The organism is Pigmentiphaga sp. NML030171 (assembly GCF_002188635.1).
GTDB lineage: Bacteria > Pseudomonadota > Gammaproteobacteria > Burkholderiales > Burkholderiaceae_B > Pigmentiphaga > Pigmentiphaga daeguensis.
The window spans coordinates 231,176-248,803 of record NZ_NINX01000035.1; the positions used below are offsets into that span (position 1 = coordinate 231,176).

The window sequence follows — 17,628 nt, forward strand, 5'->3', positions numbered from 1 at the left end:
GTTCCGACCGGGTTTGTCGTGACAGGAACCCCGCCTTGAAACAGACCCTCGCCATCTACGTCCTGATCCTGCTGGCCCTGGTGACCGCCAACCTGCCGTTCCTGTCGGAACGCGTGTTCGGCGCCGTGACCTTCCGCCGGGACGGCGCGCCCGCCCGCAAGCCGTTCTGGCTGCGGCTGGCCGAGGTGCTGGTGCTGTATCTGGTGGTCGGCGCCATCGGCCTGGGATTCGAGGCGAGCCTGGGCAACGTGTTTCCCCAGGGCTGGCAGTTCTACGCCATTACCCTGACGCTGTACCTCGTGTTGGCCTACCCGGGTTTCGTGTACCGTTATCTTTTCAAACGGACTGCCCGATGAGCGACGATCGAGCCCTGGAAGAACTGGCGCGCAGCTCGGACCGGCTGCGCGAGGAACCGCTGACCAGCGAGCCGGTGTTCCGCGGCAAGCTGCTGGACGTGCGCCGCGATACCGTCCGGCTGCCGGGCGGGGCCACGGCCACGCGCGAATACATCATGCATCCGGGCGCGTCCATGATCGTGCCCCTGCTGCCGGACGGGCAGGTGGTGCTGGTGCGGCAGTATCGCTATCCCATGCACCGGGCCTTCATCGAGTTTCCCGCCGGCAAGATCGACCCCGGCGAGGCGCCGCTGGCCACCGCCCAGCGGGAGCTGCTGGAGGAAACGGGCTACCGGGCCAGCAAGTGGACCGAGCTCACCACCATCCACAACGCCATTGCCTACGCCAACGAGCGCATCGTGCTGTTCCTGGCCGAGGGCCTGGAGCGGGGCGAGCAGAAGCTGGACGAGCACGAATTCCTGGAAGTATTCACCGCCCCGCTGGAGGACCTGATGACCTGGATCCGCCAGGGCGAGGTCACCGACGTCAAGACGGTGATCGGCGCGTTCTTCGTCTCTTCTTCTACGCGCTGACGTCCGGATAGAGGCCGTGCGCCCGGCCGTACAGGCGGGCCAGGCCGAACAGGGCATCGATGCTGGGCGTGGGAACGCCTACTTTCTGCCCCAGTTCGCGCACCACGGCCACGATGGCGTCCAACTCCAGCGGACGGCCGGCTTGCGCATCCTGCAGCATGGAACTCTTGAAGGCGCCCAGCTTGCGCGTGACGGCGTGGCGGTCCTCGGCGCTCTGGTCGATGGCGCAGCCCAGCTCGCGGCCGATGCGCGCCGCTTCGTCCATGGCATCGGAGCAGAACCGGCGCACCAGCGGGTCGTCCAGGATGCGGTCGACCGTGGCGCCGGTGATGGCCGAGACCGGGTTCATGGTCATGTTGCCCCACAGCTTGTACCAGATGTCATGGCGGATGGTCCGCGAGGCCGTGGCGTCGAAGCCCGCCTGCGCGAGCAGGGCGACGATGCGCTCGACCCGATCCGAGGCCGAGCCGTCCGGTTCGCCGATGATCAGCCCGCCGCCCATGTGATGCTGGACGACTCCCGGTTCCGGCGTCGAGGTGCTGGCGTGGACCACGCACCCGATCACGCGCGCCAGGGGAATGCCGCGCGCGATCCGGCCATCGGGGTCGATGGTCGACAGGCGGGCCTGTTCCGGCGGCAGGAGGCCTTGCGCGAACCACCAGGGCACGCCGTTCATGGCCGGCAGCACGGCGGTGTCCGGGCCCAGCAGCGGCGCGAGGCAGTCCGCCACGGCGGCCAGGGCGGGGCCCTTGACCGCGACGACGACCAGGTCCTGCGGACCGAGGGCCTCGGTGCGGTCGCTGGCCGTGGCCGGGACCTGGACGAGTCCGCCTTTCTGCCGCAGCCGCCAGCCGTGCGATTGCAGCGCCTCGAGCGTGGCGCCGCGGGCCAGGGCGCTGACCGAGCAGGCGCCGGTGGCCGCCAGACGGGCGCCGATGAAGCCGCCGATGGCGCCGGCGCCCACGATGCAGACCTTCATGCTCGTTCCCCGGGTCATTCCAGCGTGACGTTGGCCTTCTGGATCAGCCCCTGGTAGGTCTTGGACTTGGCCGCGACCTGGCGGTGGATTTCGTCGGGCGACCAACTGATGGTCTGGAAGGCGAAGGTATCCAGGCGCTTCTTGATCTCGGGGTCGGCCACGACCTTGGCGACGTCGGCGTTGATCTTGTCGCGGATGGTCGCCGGCAGGCCCTTGGGCGCCAGCAGCACGACGAAGGAATTGACGTCCAGGCTGGCGGGGCCACCGCTTTCGGCCACCGTGGGCACGTCGGGCATCTGCGGGATGCGCTTGGGGGCCGCGACGGCGATGTAGCGCAGCTTGCCGGCCTGGTAGGGGCCCTGGCTGGAGGCAATGGTGGCCATGCTCCAGTTCACTTCCTGGGTGCTGACGGCCGCGTACAGTTGCCCGACTTCCTTGTAGGGCACGTGCTGCATACTGACGTTCGCTTCGTTTTCCAGGGCGATGCCGCCCAGGTGGCCGGGGCTGCCTATGCCCCAGGATCCATAGGTGACCTGGCCGGGCTTGGCCTTGGCGGCCGCGACGAGGTCGGAGACCGATTTCCAGGGCGATTGGGCCGAGACGGAAACCAGGAAGGGCGTGATGAACAGCGTGGCGACCGGGTCGAAGACCTTGTCGGGATCGTACTGGCGGCTTTTGTACAGATGGGGCAGGGCGGCGAGCTGTTCGCTGTCGAGCTGCAGCAGCGAGTAGCCGTCGGGCGCCGAGCGCTTGAAGGAATCGATGGCGATGAAGCCCGCGCCGCCCGGCCGGTTCTCGACCACGACGCGCTGGCCCCAGGCCTTGCCCAGGCGGTCGGCCACCAGGCGCAGCACGGTGTCGGGGCCGCTGCCTACCGAGAAGGAGGTGACCAGGGTGACCGGTTTGGAGGGGTAGGCGTCGGCGGCGTGGGCCATGGGCTGGAGCGCGACGCCGGCGAGCGTTGCGGCGGCCGCACATTGTGCGAGGAAGGCGCGGCGCGCGCAGGGGGCGCGGAGGCGGTGGGGCATGGTGGGTCTCCTCATGGGTTTCTTGTTGCCCGCTAAGAATAGTGCCCGTCCCGCAGCGCGTCAAAACAGCGTGGGCACGGCACTTGCCGCGCGCCATCCTGGCTTGATAGGAGGTGCATCATGACGGTGAAGCTCGAAGCGGGGCAGGTGCTGCCCGACTATGTCCTGCCCGACCATACGAAGACGGCCCGCGCGCTGTCGGCGCTGCAGGGCGACGACCCCATGCTGCTGGTGCTGATCCGCGGGTTCTTCTGCCCCAAGGACCGCGAGCAGTTGAAGGCCTTGACCCGGTTCCATCCGCAACTGGTGGTGGGCAACTGCCGGTTGGTGGTGGTGACCACGGACGACTGGCACACGACCAACAATCTGCGCCAGCAACTGGGGGCGCACTATCCCTTTCTGTACGACGAGCAGAAGCGGGTGCGGGATGAGCTGGACATCCTGGAGTACACGGACACGCAGCATGAACCGATGATTCCGCACACCTTGCTGCTGGCGCCCGGACTGGAGATACGCAAGGTCTGGAACGGCTATTACTACTGGGGCCGCCCGTCGGTGGCCGAGCTGCATGGCGAGTTGCGGGCGCTGACGCGGGAGATACGGCCGGATTGGGACTTGCGGGACCCGCAGGTGCGGGAGCGGTGGAAGCGGGGCGAGAAGAAGGCTTTCTATCCCTACGGGGTGAAGTCCATGGAGCAGGTGCTTAGGGAGATGGCGGGGGCCGTGGACCAGTATGCGGGAGATGCCTCCAGGATGGGGGCTTGAGGCGGGCGCATCCGGCTCCGGGCGGCTGCCCCCGCGCGGGCCGGACATGAGCCGCGCGGGGTGGGCATGATGAGCGGCTAGCGGGCCTGCGCCTTCTTCTTCGCGCGGTAGGCGTGCAGCAGCGGTTCGGTGTAGCCGTTGGGCTGGCTGCGGCCTTCGAAGACCAGGGCGGAGGCGGCCTGGAAGGCCAGGGAGGTTTCTTCGTTGCCGGACATGGGTTCGTACAGCGGATCGCCGGCGTTCTGCTGGTCGACCACCTTGGCCATGCGCTTGAGCACATCGCGGACCTGGGCTTCGTTGGTGATGCCGTGGCGCAGCCAGTTGGCGATGTGCTGGCTGGAGATGCGCAGGGTGGCGCGGTCTTCCATCAGGCCGACGTTGTGGATGTCGGGCACCTTGGAGCAGCCCACGCCCTGGTCGATCCAGCGGACCACGTAGCCCAGGATGCCTTGCGCGTTGTTCTCGAGTTCCTGCTGGATGTCGGCGGGCGACCAGGCGGCGGGGTCGCCGACGGGGACGGTCAGGAGGCCTTGCAGGAGTTCCTGGCTGACCGTTCCGAGCCGGGTCTTTTCCAGTTCCTGCTGGACGGCCTGCACGTCCACCTGGTGGTAGTGCATGGCGTGCAGGGTGGCGGCGGTGGGCGAAGGGACCCAGGCGGTGTTGGCGCCCGCCTTGGGATGGGCGATCTTCTGTTCCAGCATGGCGGCCATCAGGTCCGGCATGGCCCACATGCCCTTGCCGATCTGGGCGCGGCCGCGCAGGCCGGCGTCCAGGCCGATCAGCACATTGCTGCGCTCGTAGGCGGCGATCCAGGCCGAGGCCTTCATGTCGCCCTTGCGCAGCATGGGACCGGCTTCCATGGCGGTGTGGATTTCGTCGCCGGTGCGGTCCAGGAAGCCGGTGTTGATGAAGGCCACGCGGGGGCTGGCGGCCGCGATGCAGGCCTTGAGGTTGACGCTGGTGCGGCGTTCCTCGTCCATGATGCCCATCTTCATCGCGTGGCGCGGCAGGCCCAGCAGGTCCTCGACGCGGTCGAACAGTTCGCTGGCGAAGGCGACTTCGGCGGGGCCGTGCATCTTGGGCTTGACCACGTAGAACGAGCCCTTGCGCGAGTTGCGGCGGATCTTCAGGTCGGGCAGCGAGGCCAGCGTGGCCACGACGGCGTCCAGGATGCCTTCCGGGATCTCGTTGCCGTCCTTGTCGAGCACGGCGGGGTTGGTCATCAGGTGGCCGACGTGGCGCACGAACATCAGCGAGCGCCCGTGCAGGGTCAGCGTCGAGCCGTCGGCGGCGGTGTATTGGCGGTCGGGGTTCAGGCGGCGGGTGAAGGTCTTGCCGTTCTTGGTGACTTCCTCGGTCAGGTCGCCCCTGTTCAGGCCCAGCCAGTTGCGGTAGATCTTGACCTTGTCCTCGGTGTCGACCGCGGCGACGGAGTCTTCGCAGTCCATGATGGTGGTGATGGCCGCTTCCAGCACGACGTCCTTGACGCCGGCGGCGTCGGTGGCGCCGATCTGGCTGGTGCGGTCGACCTGGATCTCGAAGTGCAGGCCGTTGTTCTTGAGCAGGACGGCCGAGGGGGCCTGGGCCTGGCCCTGGTGGCCGATGAATTGTTCCGGCCGGCGCAGGCCGGTCTCGCCCTGCTTGAGCGCGACCACGAGCCTGCCGTCGCGCACCGAGTAGTCGGTGGCGTCTGCATGTGAGCCCTGGGCCAGCGGCGCGGCCTGGTCGAGGAAGGCACGGGCGCGGGCGATGACGGCCTGGCCGCGCGCCGGGTTGTAGCCGGAGCCGCGTTCGGCGCCGCCGGTCTCGGGCAGGGCGTCGGTGCCGTAGAGGGCATCGTACAGGCTGCCCCAGCGCGCGTTGGCCGCGTTCAGGGCATAGCGCTGGTTGGAGACCGGCACCACGAGTTGCGGGCCGGCCTGTTCGGCGATCTCGGTATCGACGTTGTCGGTGGTGACGCGTACCTGCTCGGGCTGGGGCTGCAGGTAGCCGATGCGTTCCAGGAAGGCGCGATAGGCAGCCTGGTCGGTGACGGGGCCGGGGTGGGCGCGGTGCCAGTTGTCGATCTCGGCCTGCAGGCGGTCGCGCTCGGCCAGCAGCGCGCGGTTCCGGGGCGCGAGATCGTGCACGATCTGCGAGAAGCCTTGCCAGAAGCGATCGCCGTCGAGGCCCGTGCCGGGCAGGGCTTCCTGTTCGATGAAGCGATCGAGTTCGTTCGCCACTTGCAGGCCGTGGCGATGGGTGCGTTCCGTCATGGAGATTCTCCTGGCTATGCCTGATGGTGCTGGCGGCCCCGCGGGCCGCGCCAATGGATGTATCGATGATAAACGTAGGAGCCGGGCGCAGGGCCCCGAATACCGTGTGCCGGAGTCACAATTGCTTTGCGTGGGAAGAGGGAATGCGGGGGAAGGGGACGCGCGGGACGAGACAGACGCCGGCCGAGCAGGCATAATTCGATGTAATTGAGATCGATTCTCCTTTGCATTTCCGTCCGAGGTATCCATCCATGTCGCTCCAAAGCGCCTCTCCGTCGTCGCTGGCCCTTCGCCTGAAAACCGAAACCGCTCCCTTGCACGAGAAACTCGACAAGCTCGTGATGTCGCTCAAGCCATTCGACAACCGGGAGAACTACGGCCGCTTCGTCGCCGCCCAGTATCTTTTCCAGCGCGACATCGAGCCGCTGTACGACGACAGCGCCTACGCGGCGCTGATCCCGGACCTGGCGACGCGGCCGCGGCTCGCGGCGGCCCAGGCCGATCTGCGGGACCTGGGCCAGGCCGTGCCCGAGGCCGCCGAGGCGCCGCAAGGCCAGGGCATGGCATTGCCCGAGGGCCTGGGCTGGCTGTACGTGTCCGAGGGCTCCAAGCTGGGCGCGGCCTTCCTGCTCAAGGAGGCGGGCCAGCGGCTGGGGCTGGACGAGAACTTCGGCGCCCGCAACCTCGCGGCGCCGTCCGACGGACGCGGGGCGGCGTGGAAGCGCTTCGTCCAGGCGCTGGACGGCAGCGGCCTGTCCGCGGGCGAGCAGGACCGGGTGGTGGCCGGGGCCGGCGCGGCCTTCGAGCGCTTCGCGGTGCTGCTGGCGCGCAGCTATGATCTGAAGGGCGAGCCGTCGCTCGCGTGAGGGAATGATGTCGATGTCCACAATGACGCAGCGCCGCCGGTCTTTGCTGGCGGCGCTGCCGGCCGGTCTCCTGCTGGGAGCCCTGGCTCCGGCGCGCGCCGCCCAGCCGCGGGCCCAGGGGCCGCGCGTGGTGTCGGTGGGAGCCGGCGTGACCGAGATCGTCTACGCGCTGGGTGGCCAACCCCAATTGTTGGCGGTCGATACCAGCAGCCTCTATCCGCCCCAGGCCCTGGCGCTGCCCAAGGTCGGCTACCAGCGCACGCTGTCGGCCGAGGGCGTGCTGTCACTGGGGCCGCAGGTGCTGCTGGCAGGGCAGGAAGCGGGGCCGCCTGCCGTGCTCAGGCAGATCGAGTCGGCGGGGGTCAGGGTGGTGCACGTCGACGGCGACTACACCTTCGAAGGCGTGCTGGGACGCATCGGTACCGTGGCGGCCGCGCTGGGCCGGCAGGCCGAGGGCAAGGCGCTGGCCGACAGGCTGGCGCTGCGCTGGCAGGCATTGCAGGCGCGCATCGCGGCCGCCCCGCTGCGCGGGCCGGGCGGCCGGCCGCTGCGCGTGGCGTGCCTGATGCGGCATGGCGCCAATACCATGGCGGCCGGCCGGGACACGGGCGCCGACGCGATGCTCAGGCTGGTGGGCGCGGTCAACGTGTTCGGCGGCGACTTCGCCAACTACAAGCCGCTGTCGGCCGAGTCGCTGGCCGGCGCGGCGCCCGATGCCATCGTCGGCACCTTCGACGGCACCCAGGAGCCGGATGCCCGGGCGCGGCTGCTGGCCACGCCGGGCCTGGCGATGACGCCCGCCGGCAGGAACCAGCGCGCGGTCCTGATCGATATCGTGCTGCTGCTGGGATTCGGTCCGCGCCTGCCGCAGGCGGTCGAGGACCTGTATGGCGCGCTGCGCGCATGAGGGCGGTGCGGCAATGACTGTTTCCCGCGTGGAGACCGCCGCGCCGCCGTCGGGCTGGGCCCGCGCGCGTGCGGGCCGCATGCCGGCCGCCTGGCTGTTCCCGGTCCTGGCCGCGCTGCTGGTGGCGCTGGTGGTGGTGGCCGCCGGCCGTGGCGCCTATCCCATCTCGGCGTCCAACGTGCTGGCCATCCTGCTGCACAAGGCGGGCCTGGCCCAGGGCGGGTTCGAGCCCCAGCAGATGGGCGTGCTGTGGACCATACGCCTGCCGCGCGTGATGCTGGGCGTGGCGGTGGGCGCGCTGTTGGGCATGGCGGGGGCGACGCTGCAAGGCCTGTTCCGCAATCCGCTGGCCGACCCGGGCCTGATCGGGGTATCCAGCGGCGCGGCGCTGGCGGTCGCGCTGGCCATCGTGTTCGGCAACCTGTGGTGGCCCGCGCTGGCCCAGGCGATGGGACTGGCGCTGTTGCCGGTCGCCGCCTTCGCCGGGGGCGTGCTGACCACCTTGCTGGTCTACCGGATCGGCCGCACGTCGCTGGGCGTATCCGTGGCCGCCATGCTGCTGGCGGGGATCGCCATGAACGCCATTGCCATGGCGCTCATCGGGCTGGCCAGCTACATGGCGACCGACGAGCAACTGCGCAACCTGACCTTCTGGAACCTCGGCAGCCTGGCGCCCGCCACCTGGCCCATCGTGGGCGTGGTGTCGCTGGTCGGCGCCGTGGCGCTGGCGGGCATGTGGCGGCTGCGCCTCGGACTCAACGCGATGGCGCTGGGCGAGGCCGAGGCCCGCCACCTGGGCGTGGCCGTGGAAAGCCTGAAGGCGCTGGCGGTGGTGTTCAGCGCGCTGGCGGTGGGCATGGCGGTGGCCTTCTGCGGCATCATCGGCTTCCTGGGCCTGGTCGCGCCCCACTGCATACGCCTGATGGCGGGCCCGGACGCGCGCGTCGTGCTGCCCGGCGCCGCGCTGCTGGGCGCCGCGTTGACGGTGGCCGCCGACCTGGTCGCCCGCCTGATCATCGCGCCGGCCGAACTGCCCATAGGCGTGCTGACCGCGCTGATCGGGGCGCCGTTCTTCCTGTTCCTGCTGCTGCGGGCCAAGGGCAGGATGTTCGAAGGATGACGAACATGCTGGAAGTGCGTTCATTGACGGTCGCGCGTCGCCAGGCCGGCCAGCCGCATCCGCGCGTGGTGCTCGACGGCATCGATTGCGCCGTGGGCGAAGGCGAGATCGTGATGCTGATCGGCCCGAACGGGGCAGGGAAGTCCACGCTGCTGTCGACCATGGCGGGCGACCTGGGGCCGGCAGCGGGCGAGGTGTTGTTCAAGGGACGGCCGCTGCGGCAGTGGGCGGCCGGCGAGCTGGCCCGGCAGCGGGCGGTGCTGCCCCAGCGGGCCGGGCTGAGCCTGCCGTTTACGGTCGACGAGGTCGTGCACCTGGGATGCCTGGCGCGCACCGAGCCGCGCAGGCGGCTCGAAAGCATCGTCCGCGCGGCGCTGGAGGCGGCCGGGGTGACGCACCTGGCCCAGCGGCCCATGCCGGCGCTGTCGGGCGGAGAGCAGGCGCGCGTGCACCTGGCCCGGGTCCTGGCGCAGATCTGGCCCGGCGAAACCGGCTCGGGCACCGGAAGGCTATTGCTGCTGGACGAGCCGTGCGCCAGCCTGGATCCGCATCACCAGCACTCGGTGTGCACGGCGATCCGCGATTTCGCGCATCGCACCGGCGCGGCGGTGATCGTGACCATGCACGACATGAACCTGGCGGCGCAGTATGCCGACCGCATCGTGGCGCTGTGGGAAGGGCGGGTGCTGGCCGACGGCGAGCCGCGCGCGGTGCTGACGCGCGACTTCGTGCGCCGGTGCTTCGCCGTCGACGCGGCGCACTGGCTGGCGGACGAGGACTTCCTGGTGGCGACCCGGCCGCTGCACGGCCCGGCCTGAGGCCGCCGCCATCACATCTCGTTGTAGACCGGCCCTTCGCCCCCCTGCGGCGTCACCCACACGATGTTCTGCGTGGGGTCCTTGATGTCGCAGGTCTTGCAGTGGACGCAGTTCTGGGCGTTGATCTGCAGGCGTTCGATGCCGGCGTCGTCCTTCACGAATTCGTAGACGCCGGCCGGGCAGTAGCGGCTTTCCGGGCCGGCATAGCGCGCGAGGTTGACGTCGACCGGAACCGAGGGGTCCTTGAGCGTCAGGTGGATGGGCTCGTTTTCCTCATGGTTGGTGTTCGAGATGAACACCGAACCCAGCCGGTCGAAGGTCAGCTTGCCATCGGGCTTGGGATATTCGATGCGCGGGCATTCCGCGGCGGGCTTCAGGTAGACGTGGTCGGGCTTGTCGCGATGCAGCGTCCAGGGAAAGTTGCCGCGCAGCAGCCATTGTTCGATGCCGGTCATCAGCGTGCCGACCGTGCGGCCCTTCTTGAACCACTGCTTGAAGTTGCGCGACTTGTTCAGTTCCTCGTGCAGCCAGGAGGCCTCGAAGGCGGCCGGATAGCTGGCCAGCTCGTCGTGGCTGCGGCCCGCCTCGATGGCCTCGAACGCGGCCTCGGCCGCCAGCATGCCGCTCTTGATGGCCGCGTGGCTGCCCTTGATGCGCGAGGCGTTCAGGAAACCGGCCTCGCAGCCGACCAGCGCGCCGCCCGGGAAGGCCAGGCGGGGCAGGGACAGCAGGCCGCCGGCGGTGATGGAGCGCGCGCCGTAGGCGATGCGCTTGCCGCCTTCCAGGAAGCCGCGGATGGCGGGATGGGTCTTGAAGCGCTGGAACTCCTCGAAGGGCGACAGCCACGGGTTGCTGTAGTCCAGGCCCACGATCAGGCCGATGGCGACCTTGTTGTCCTCGAGGTGGTACAGGAACGAGCCGCCGTAGGTATCGGCGTCCAGCGGCCAGCCGGCGGTATGGATGACCAGCCCGGGCTGGTGCCTGGCGGGGTCGATCTCCCAGAGTTCCTTGATGCCGATGCCGTAGCTTTGCGGGTCCTTGCCGGCATCGAGCTTGAGCTTCTCGTTCAGCTGGCGGCCCAGGTGGCCGCGCGAGCCTTCGGCGAAGACCGTGTAGCGGGCATGCAGCTCCATGCCCGGCTGGTACTGGTCGGTGGGCTGGCCGTCCCGACCCACGCCCATGTCGCCCGTGGCCACGCCCTTGACCGAGCCGTCCTCGTTGTAGAGGATCTCGGCGGCGGCAAAGCCGGGGAAGAGGTCCACGCCCAGGGCCTCGGCCTGCTCGCCCAGCCAGCGGGCCACCTTGCCCAGGCTGACCACGTAGTTGCCTTCGTTGTGGAAACAGGCAGGCAGCAGCCAGCCCGGCGTGGCGCGGGCGCCGGTCTCGGACAGGAACAGGAAGCGGTCTTCGCTGACCGGGGTGTTCAGCGGCGCGCCCTTGGCCTTCCAGTCGGGGATCAGCTCGGTCAGCGCGCGCGGGTCCATGACGGCCCCGGACAGGATGTGGGCGCCGATCTCGCTGCCTTTCTCCAGTATGCAGACTCCGATTTCGCGGCCTTTCTCGGCAGCAAGCTGCTTGAGGCGGATCGCGGTGGCCAGGCCGGCCGGCCCGCCCCCGACGATGACCACGTCGTATTCCATCGACTCGCGTTCGTTGCCTTGCATGTACAGGGTTCCTCCGGGTGGGGTGGGGGTGCGGAACCGGCGGTGTCGCCGCTAAGCTAAGATAGTTGGAAGTATCATCCCCGATTGTATTTCAAGCGATCACGGCCGTTGGCCACCACGTTAGCGAGGAAGACGATGAACAAGGTCTATGCCAGCGCCCGGGAAGCGCTAGCGGACATCGTGCGGGACGGGCAGACCCTGGCGGTCGGCGGTTTCGGCCTGTGCGGCATACCCGAAGCCCTGATCGCGGCGCTGCGCGACACCGGTGTCAAGAACCTGACCTGCATCAGCAACAACGCGGGCATCGATGGCGCCGGACTCGGCCTGCTGCTGGAAACGCGGCAGATCCGCAAGATGATTTCCTCGTACGTCGGCGAAAACAAGGAGTTCGAGCGCCAGTACCTGGCGGGCGAACTGGAAGTGGAGTTCACGCCGCAGGGCACGCTGGCCGAGAAGCTGCGCACCGGCGGCGCCGGCATCCCGGCCTTCTTCACCGCCACGGGCGTGGGCACCCAGGTGGCCGAAGGCAAGGAAATCCGCGAGTTCGACGGCAAGAAATACGTCATGGAACGCTCGCTGGTGCCCGACGTGGCGCTGGTCAAGGCCCTGGTGGCCGACAAGAGCGGCAACCTGATCTTCAACAAGACCGCCCGCAACTTCAACCCCAACGCCGCGATGGCCGGCAAGGTCACGGTGGCCGAGGTCGAGCGCATCGTCGAGAACGGCGAACTGGATCCGGACCACATCCACCTGCCCGGTATCTATGTGCACCGCCTGGTCCTGAACGCGACCCCGGAAAAGCGCATAGAACAACGGACGGTAAGGTAGCCGGATCCACGGCGCTCTGGGTCGACGGATATCAAGGAGAGATGACATGGCATGGACTCGCGATGAGATGGCCGCGCGGGCGGCGCGTGAGTTGCAGGATGGTTTCTACGTGAACCTGGGCATCGGACTGCCGACGCTGGTGGCCAATCACGTGCCCGAGGGGCTGGAGGTCTGGCTGCAGTCCGAGAACGGGCTGCTGGGCATCGGGCCGTTTCCCACCGAGGACGAGGTCGATCCCGACCTGATCAACGCCGGCAAGCAGACGGTGACCACATTGCCGGGTTCGTCCATCTTCTCGTCGTCGGACTCGTTCGGCATGATCCGCGGCGGCAAGATCAACCTGGCCATCCTGGGGGCGATGCAGGTGTCCGAGCAGGGCGACCTGGCCAACTGGATGATCCCGGGCAAGATGATCAAGGGCATGGGCGGCGCCATGGACCTCGTGGCCGGCGTCGGGCGGGTGGTGATCCTGATGGAGCACGTGGCCCGCAAGAAGGACGGCACGGTGGACCTGAAGATCCTGCCGGCGTGCACGCTGCCGCTGACCGGCGTGGGCGTGGTGGACCGCATCATCACCGACCTGGCGGTGCTGGACGTCACGCCGCAGGGGCTCAGGCTGGTCGAACTGGCGCCCGGCGTCACGGTGCAGGAAGTGGTCGAGAAGACCGCGGCCAAGCTGGATACCTCCGCCGTTGCCGCGTCGGTCTGAGTGGGGCGGGACGGCCCGGCGGGCCGTCCTGAGCGTGGTGTTGTCGGCCCTGGCCGCTTCCGCGCACGCCGAGGCTGGCGGGCCTTACATCCCGGCGGCGCTGGCCATTCCCGCCGTCGCCTCGCGGCCCGAGGCCTTCGTTCCGGACGGATTCACGCTCGAGCGCGAAGTGCAAGGGGACCTCGGCCTGGACGGGCAGGGCGTCGCGCAGGTCTACCGCAACGCCGAAGGGCGGCGGGCGCTGCTGATCGGGGCTAGAAGCCCCCAGGGTTTCCAGGCCACGGGCTGGGGCTTCGTCCTGCCGTGCGCCACCTGCGGCGTGGACCTGCCCGCCGACCGCAATCTGGAGCTGGCCATACGCCAGCAGCGCGTCGTCGTCACGGACCGCAGCGTCTCCAAGGCGGAAGAGATATCCACCTCGGCCGAACTGACCCTGTCCTACGACCGCGCCGCGCGCCGCTGGTGGCTGCAATCGCTGCGCCAACTGACCCTGTTCGCCCGCACCGGCCGCGCCGAAGAGTCGCGCGTGGACTACGAAACCGGCACCACCCGCGACGCCGTCGGCCGCTACGACGGCCAGGTCTTCTTCGCCGAAACCTCCCAGACCGGCACCCTCGAAGGCGACCGCCCCGCCCTGGATACGCTCGTGTTGTATTAGGGGTAGACCCAGGGCGCCGCGGATCCGGCTCCGCCGGTCCGCCAGCGCCGCCCCCTGGGGGGCGCGCGTAAGCGCGTAGGGGGGGCTCTATGTCTTTTTGTCGCCAAAGGTTACCCGTGTCCGGATCGCGGGCTTTCGCAACTCCCGCTATAATTCCAATTTCCCGCAAGCGCTCGGCAAAAACCGGGCGCCATTGGCAATGACCAAGTACGTATTCGTTACCGGTGGCGTGGTGTCTTCCCTGGGGAAAGGCATTGCCGCCGCGTCTCTGGCCGCTATCCTCGAATCGCGCGGCCTCAAAGTCACCCTCCTCAAGCTCGATCCCTACATCAACGTTGATCCCGGCACGATGAGCCCGTTCCAGCACGGCGAGGTCTTCGTCACGGAAGACGGCGCCGAGACCGACCTGGACCTGGGCCACTACGAGCGCTTCATCTCGGCGCGCATGCGCAAGGTGAACAACTTCACCACCGGCCAGATCTACGAATCGGTGCTGCGCAAGGAACGCCGGGGCGACTACCTGGGCAAGACCGTGCAGGTCATCCCCCACATCACCAACGAGATCCAGGATTTCATCGCGCGCGGCGCGTCGGCGGCCTGGGATGGCGAGACCGACGTCGCCATCGTCGAGATCGGCGGCACGGTGGGCGACATCGAGTCGCTGCCCTTCCTGGAAGCCGCCCGCCAGATGAGCCTGCGCCTGGGGCGCGGCGGCGCGGCCTTCGTGCACCTGACGCTGGTGCCCTTCATCGCCTCGGCCGGCGAACTCAAGACCAAGCCCACGCAGCATTCGGTGCAGAAGCTGCGCGAGATCGGCATCTACCCGCATGCGCTGCTGTGCCGTGCCGACCGCCCCATCCCGGACGACGAGCGCGCCAAGATCTCGATGTTCTCGAACGTGCCGCTGGACGCGGTCATCTCGGTCTGGGACGTCGACTCCATCTACAAGATCCCCGCCATGCTGCACAAGCAGGGGCTGGATGAGTTGGTCTGCGAAACGCTGGGGTTGCAGCCCGAGCCGGCCGACCTGTCCATGTGGGATCAACTGGTCCATGCCCGCGAGAACCCCGAGGGCGAGGTCCACATCGCGATGGTCGGCAAGTACGTCGACCTGACCGAGTCGTACAAGTCGTTGACCGAAGCGCTGGTGCACGCCGGCATCCATACCCGCTGCAAGGTGGTGGTCGACTACATCGACTCCGAGGAGATAGAGAGCGAAGGCGTGGGCAAGCTGAGCAAGTTCGATGCGATCCTGGTGCCCGGCGGCTTCGGCAAGCGCGGGACCGAGGGCAAGATCCAGGCGATCCGCTATGCCCGCGAGAACGGCGTGCCCTACCTGGGCATCTGCCTGGGCATGCAGCTTGCGGTCATCGAGTTCGCCCGCCACGTGGCCGGCCTGGTCGGCGCCAACAGCACGGAATTCGATCCGGACACCCTGCATCCCGTGGTCGCGCTGATCACCGAGTGGATGGACCGCGAGGGCCGCGTCGAGCGCCGTTCCAACACGTCCGACCTGGGCGGCACCATGCGCAAGGGTGCGCAGCGCTGCCCGGTCAAGGCCGGCACCATGGCGCACGACATCTACGGCGACGAGGTGAACGAGCGCCACCGCCACCGCTACGAGGTGAACAACGTGTACGTGCCCAAGCTGGAAGAGGCCGGCATGGTCATCAGCGCGCGCACGCCCACCGAGAGCCTGCCGGAAATGATGGAATTGCCCAATCATCCGTGGTTCATGGGCGTGCAGTTCCACCCCGAATTCACGTCCACGCCGCGCGACGGCCATCCGTTGTTCTCGGCCTACATCCGCGCGGCGCGCAAGCACAAGCTGCAGCGCGTGGCGGCGGAGCAGGGCTGAGCGCCTGGAGGTCACCATGAGCCAAGACCCGCACGCCTCGACCCGCAGCTACCCGATCTGCGGCTTCGAGATCGGCCTCGCCAGGCCGTTCTTCCTGATCGCCGGACCCTGCGTGATCGAATCGCAGCAAATGGCGATCGACACGGCCGGCGTCCTGAAGGAGCTGACCGGCAAGCTCGGCATCCCCTTCATCTACAAGAGTTCGTTCGACAAGGCCAACCGCAGCTCGAGCAAGTCGTTCCGCGGCATGGGCATGGATTTCGGGCTGAAGGTGCTGTCCGAGGTGAAGGCCCAGGTGGGCGTGCCGGTGCTGACCGACGTGCATGAAACCGAACAGGCCCGTCCCGTGGCCGACGTGGTGGACATGCTGCAGACGCCGGCTTTCCTGTGCCGGCAGACCGATTTCATCCGCGCCTGCGCCGCCACGCTCAAGCCCGTCAACATCAAGAAGGGCCAGTTCCTGGCGCCGCACGACATGGTCAATGTCGTGGCCAAGGCCCGCGAAGCCGCCATCGAGGCCGGCGGCGACGGCGGCAACATCCTGGTCTGCGAACGCGGTGCATCGTTTGGCTACAACAATCTCGTGTCGGACATGCGCTCGCTCGCTATCATGCGCGAGACGGATTGCCCCGTCGTGTTCGACGCCACGCATTCGGTGCAACTGCCCGGCGGGCAGGGCACGACGTCCGGCGGGCAGCGCGAATTCGTGCCGGTGCTGGCGCGGGCGGCGGTGGCCGTGGGCGTGTCGGGCCTGTTCATGGAAACGCACCCGGATCCGGCGCATGCCAAGTCCGACGGGCCCAACGCCGTGCCGCTGGCGCGCATGGGCGACCTGCTGGCATCGCTGATAGAACTCGACCGCGTGACCAAGCGTCACGGGTTCCTCGAAAACGATTTCCAATAACTTTTCTAGAGACTGGACTCCTATGAGCGCAATCGTAGACATCATCGGGCGCGAGATCATCGACTCCCGCGGCAATCCCACCGTGGAGTGCGACGTGCTGCTGGAATCGGGCGCGATGGGCCGCGCCGCCGTGCCGTCGGGCGCGTCCACCGGCGCGCGCGAAGCCATCGAGCTGCGCGACGGCGACAAGTCGCGCTACCTGGGCAAGGGCGTGCTCAAGGCCGTCGAGAACGTCAACACCGAGATCGCCGAAGCGCTGATGGGCCTGGATGCGCAGGAGCAGGCGTTCCTGGACCGCACGCTGATCGAACTGGACGGCACCGAGAACAAGGAGCGCCTGGGCGCCAACGCCATGCTGGCCGTCAGCATGGCCGTGGCCAAGGCCGCCGCCGAGGAATGCAGCCTGCCCCTGTACCGCTACTTCGGCGGCAGCGGCGCGATGAGCATGCCCGTCCCGATGATGAACGTCATCAACGGGGGCGCGCACGCCAACAACAACCTCGACATGCAGGAATTCATGATCCTGCCGGTGGGCGCCAGCAGCTTCCGCGAATCGCTGCGCATGGGCGCCGAGGTGTTCCACGCGCTGAAGAAACTCATCCATGACAAGGGCATGTCCACCGCGGTGGGCGACGAGGGCGGCTTCGCTCCCAACGTCGAGAACCACGAGGCGGCCATCCAGCTCGTGCTGCAGGCCATCGAGAAGGCCGGCTACGAGCCCGGCAGCCAGATCGCCCTGGGCCTGGACTGCGCCAGCTCGGAATTCTTCCGCGACGGCAAGTACCACCTGGAAGGCGAGGGCGTGACCCTGAGCGCCCAGGAACTGACCCACATGCTGGCCACCTGGTGCGACAAGTACCCCATCGTCTCGATCGAGGACGGCATGGCCGAGAACGACTGGGACGGCTGGAAGTACCTGACCGAGCAACTGGGCAAGAAGGTGCAACTGGTGGGCGACGACCTGTTCGTCACCAACACCAGCATCCTCAAGCGCGGCATCGAGCAGCGCATCGCCAACTCGATCCTGATCAAGATCAACCAGATCGGCACGTTGACGGAGACTTTCGCGGCGATCGAGATGGCCAAGCGTGCCGGCTACACGGCCGTGGTGTCGCATCGCTCGGGCGAGACCGAGGATACGACCATCGCCGACATCGCCGTCGCCACCAACGCGCTGCAGATCAAGACCGGCTCGATGTCGCGCTCGGACCGCATGGCCAAGTACAACCAGCTGCTGCGGATCGAGGAAGACCTGGGCGACGTCGCCCACTACCCCGGCCGCGAGGCTTTCTACAACCTGCGCTGATGCGCGCGGCCGCGCCGCCTTGTGCGGCGCGGTCC

The 17,628-nt window shown here is 68.3% G+C and carries 17 protein-coding genes; 13 read left to right on the top strand and 4 right to left on the bottom strand.

Features of this window, described 5'->3' with window-relative positions:
• Positions 1–35: 35 nt before the first annotated feature.
• Both CDO46_RS15795 and CDO46_RS15800 read left to right on the top strand, forming a co-directional pair.
• Positions 36–356, top strand: a complete 321-nt coding sequence (locus CDO46_RS15795) for a DUF2818 family protein (RefSeq protein ID WP_087839419.1) — start codon at positions 36–38, stop codon at positions 354–356.
• Complete coding sequence (locus CDO46_RS15800) at positions 353–928, top strand: NUDIX domain-containing protein (RefSeq protein ID WP_087839420.1); 576 nt, start codon at positions 353–355, stop codon at positions 926–928. The genes CDO46_RS15795 and CDO46_RS15800 overlap by 4 nt, the downstream gene beginning before the upstream one ends.
• On the opposite strand, the gene CDO46_RS15805 is transcribed toward CDO46_RS15800, so the two are convergent.
• Both CDO46_RS15805 and CDO46_RS15810 read right to left on the bottom strand, forming a co-directional pair.
• Positions 918–1,907, bottom strand: a complete 990-nt coding sequence (locus CDO46_RS15805) for a 2-dehydropantoate 2-reductase (protein WP_087839421.1) — start codon at positions 1,905–1,907, stop codon at positions 918–920. The two genes, CDO46_RS15800 and CDO46_RS15805, sit on opposite strands and share 11 nt — an antisense overlap.
• Before the next feature lie 14 nt (positions 1,908–1,921).
• Positions 1,922–2,935, bottom strand: coding sequence for a tripartite tricarboxylate transporter substrate binding protein (locus CDO46_RS15810; protein WP_087839422.1), 1,014 nt, complete (start codon positions 2,933–2,935; stop codon positions 1,922–1,924).
• 120 nt (positions 2,936–3,055) lie between these two features.
• Here CDO46_RS15810 and CDO46_RS15815 point away from each other — a divergent pair, with 120 nt between their 5' ends.
• Positions 3,056–3,700 (top strand): peroxiredoxin-like family protein, encoded by a 645-nt coding sequence (locus CDO46_RS15815; RefSeq protein ID WP_087839423.1) that lies wholly within the window; start codon positions 3,056–3,058, stop codon positions 3,698–3,700.
• A 77-nt stretch (positions 3,701–3,777) separates the two neighbouring features.
• Here the strand turns inward: CDO46_RS15815 and CDO46_RS15820 are convergent, their stop codons facing one another.
• Positions 3,778–5,955 carry a malate synthase G gene (locus CDO46_RS15820; RefSeq protein ID WP_087839424.1) on the bottom strand — a complete coding sequence of 726 codons (2,178 nt, stop codon included), beginning with the start codon at positions 5,953–5,955 and terminating at the stop codon, positions 3,778–3,780.
• Positions 5,956–6,206: 251 nt separating this feature from the next.
• On the opposite strand from CDO46_RS15820, the gene CDO46_RS15825 reads away from it, so the two are divergent.
• From CDO46_RS15825 to CDO46_RS15840, 4 genes are read left to right on the top strand one after another with little or no spacing between them, the layout of a single operon-like run.
• Positions 6,207–6,821, top strand: a complete 615-nt coding sequence (locus tag CDO46_RS15825; protein WP_087839425.1) for a biliverdin-producing heme oxygenase — start codon at positions 6,207–6,209, stop codon at positions 6,819–6,821.
• Positions 6,822–6,834: 13 nt separating this feature from the next.
• The gene (locus CDO46_RS15830) at positions 6,835–7,728 is read left to right on the top strand and encodes a hemin ABC transporter substrate-binding protein (RefSeq protein ID WP_243724560.1); all 894 of its coding nucleotides are present in this window, start codon (positions 6,835–6,837) and stop codon (positions 7,726–7,728) included.
• Between the two features lie 13 nt (positions 7,729–7,741).
• Positions 7,742–8,848, top strand: coding sequence for an iron ABC transporter permease (locus CDO46_RS15835; RefSeq protein ID WP_087839427.1), 1,107 nt, complete (start codon positions 7,742–7,744; stop codon positions 8,846–8,848).
• A complete protein-coding gene (locus CDO46_RS15840; RefSeq protein ID WP_217896317.1) occupies positions 8,845–9,666 on the top strand; it encodes a heme ABC transporter ATP-binding protein in 822 nt (273 codons plus the stop codon). The genes CDO46_RS15835 and CDO46_RS15840 overlap by 4 nt, the downstream gene beginning before the upstream one ends.
• A gap of 11 nt (positions 9,667–9,677) precedes the next feature.
• Here CDO46_RS15840 and CDO46_RS15845 read toward each other — a convergent pair whose 3' ends face one another.
• Entirely contained in the window at positions 9,678–11,306 is a 1,629-nt protein-coding gene (locus tag CDO46_RS15845) for an electron transfer flavoprotein-ubiquinone oxidoreductase (RefSeq protein ID WP_087839546.1), read from the bottom strand.
• 159 nt (positions 11,307–11,465) lie between these two features.
• Between CDO46_RS15845 and CDO46_RS15850 the strand changes: the two genes are divergently transcribed.
• The 6 genes from CDO46_RS15850 to eno all read left to right on the top strand — a co-directional run bounded on the left by CDO46_RS15850 (position 11,466) and on the right by eno (position 17,593).
• Positions 11,466–12,158 (top strand): CoA transferase subunit A, encoded by a 693-nt coding sequence (locus CDO46_RS15850; RefSeq protein ID WP_087839428.1) that lies wholly within the window; start codon positions 11,466–11,468, stop codon positions 12,156–12,158.
• Between the two features lie 46 nt (positions 12,159–12,204).
• Positions 12,205–12,867, top strand: a complete 663-nt coding sequence (locus CDO46_RS15855) for a 3-oxoacid CoA-transferase subunit B (RefSeq protein ID WP_087839429.1) — start codon at positions 12,205–12,207, stop codon at positions 12,865–12,867.
• Complete coding sequence (locus tag CDO46_RS15860; RefSeq protein ID WP_132980019.1) at positions 12,851–13,525, top strand: hypothetical protein; 675 nt, start codon at positions 12,851–12,853, stop codon at positions 13,523–13,525. The genes CDO46_RS15855 and CDO46_RS15860 overlap by 17 nt, the downstream gene beginning before the upstream one ends.
• Positions 13,526–13,724: 199 nt before the next feature.
• Positions 13,725–15,383: a CTP synthase gene (locus CDO46_RS15865; RefSeq protein ID WP_087839431.1), complete on the top strand. Its 1,659-nt coding sequence runs from the start codon at positions 13,725–13,727 to the stop codon at positions 15,381–15,383.
• Between the two features lie 16 nt (positions 15,384–15,399).
• Positions 15,400–16,287: a 3-deoxy-8-phosphooctulonate synthase gene (gene kdsA, locus CDO46_RS15870; RefSeq protein WP_087839432.1), complete on the top strand. Its 888-nt coding sequence runs from the start codon at positions 15,400–15,402 to the stop codon at positions 16,285–16,287.
• 22 nt (positions 16,288–16,309) lie between these two features.
• A complete protein-coding gene (eno, locus tag CDO46_RS15875) occupies positions 16,310–17,593 on the top strand; it encodes a phosphopyruvate hydratase (RefSeq protein ID WP_087839433.1) in 1,284 nt (427 codons plus the stop codon).
• Positions 17,594–17,628 lie beyond the last annotated feature (35 nt).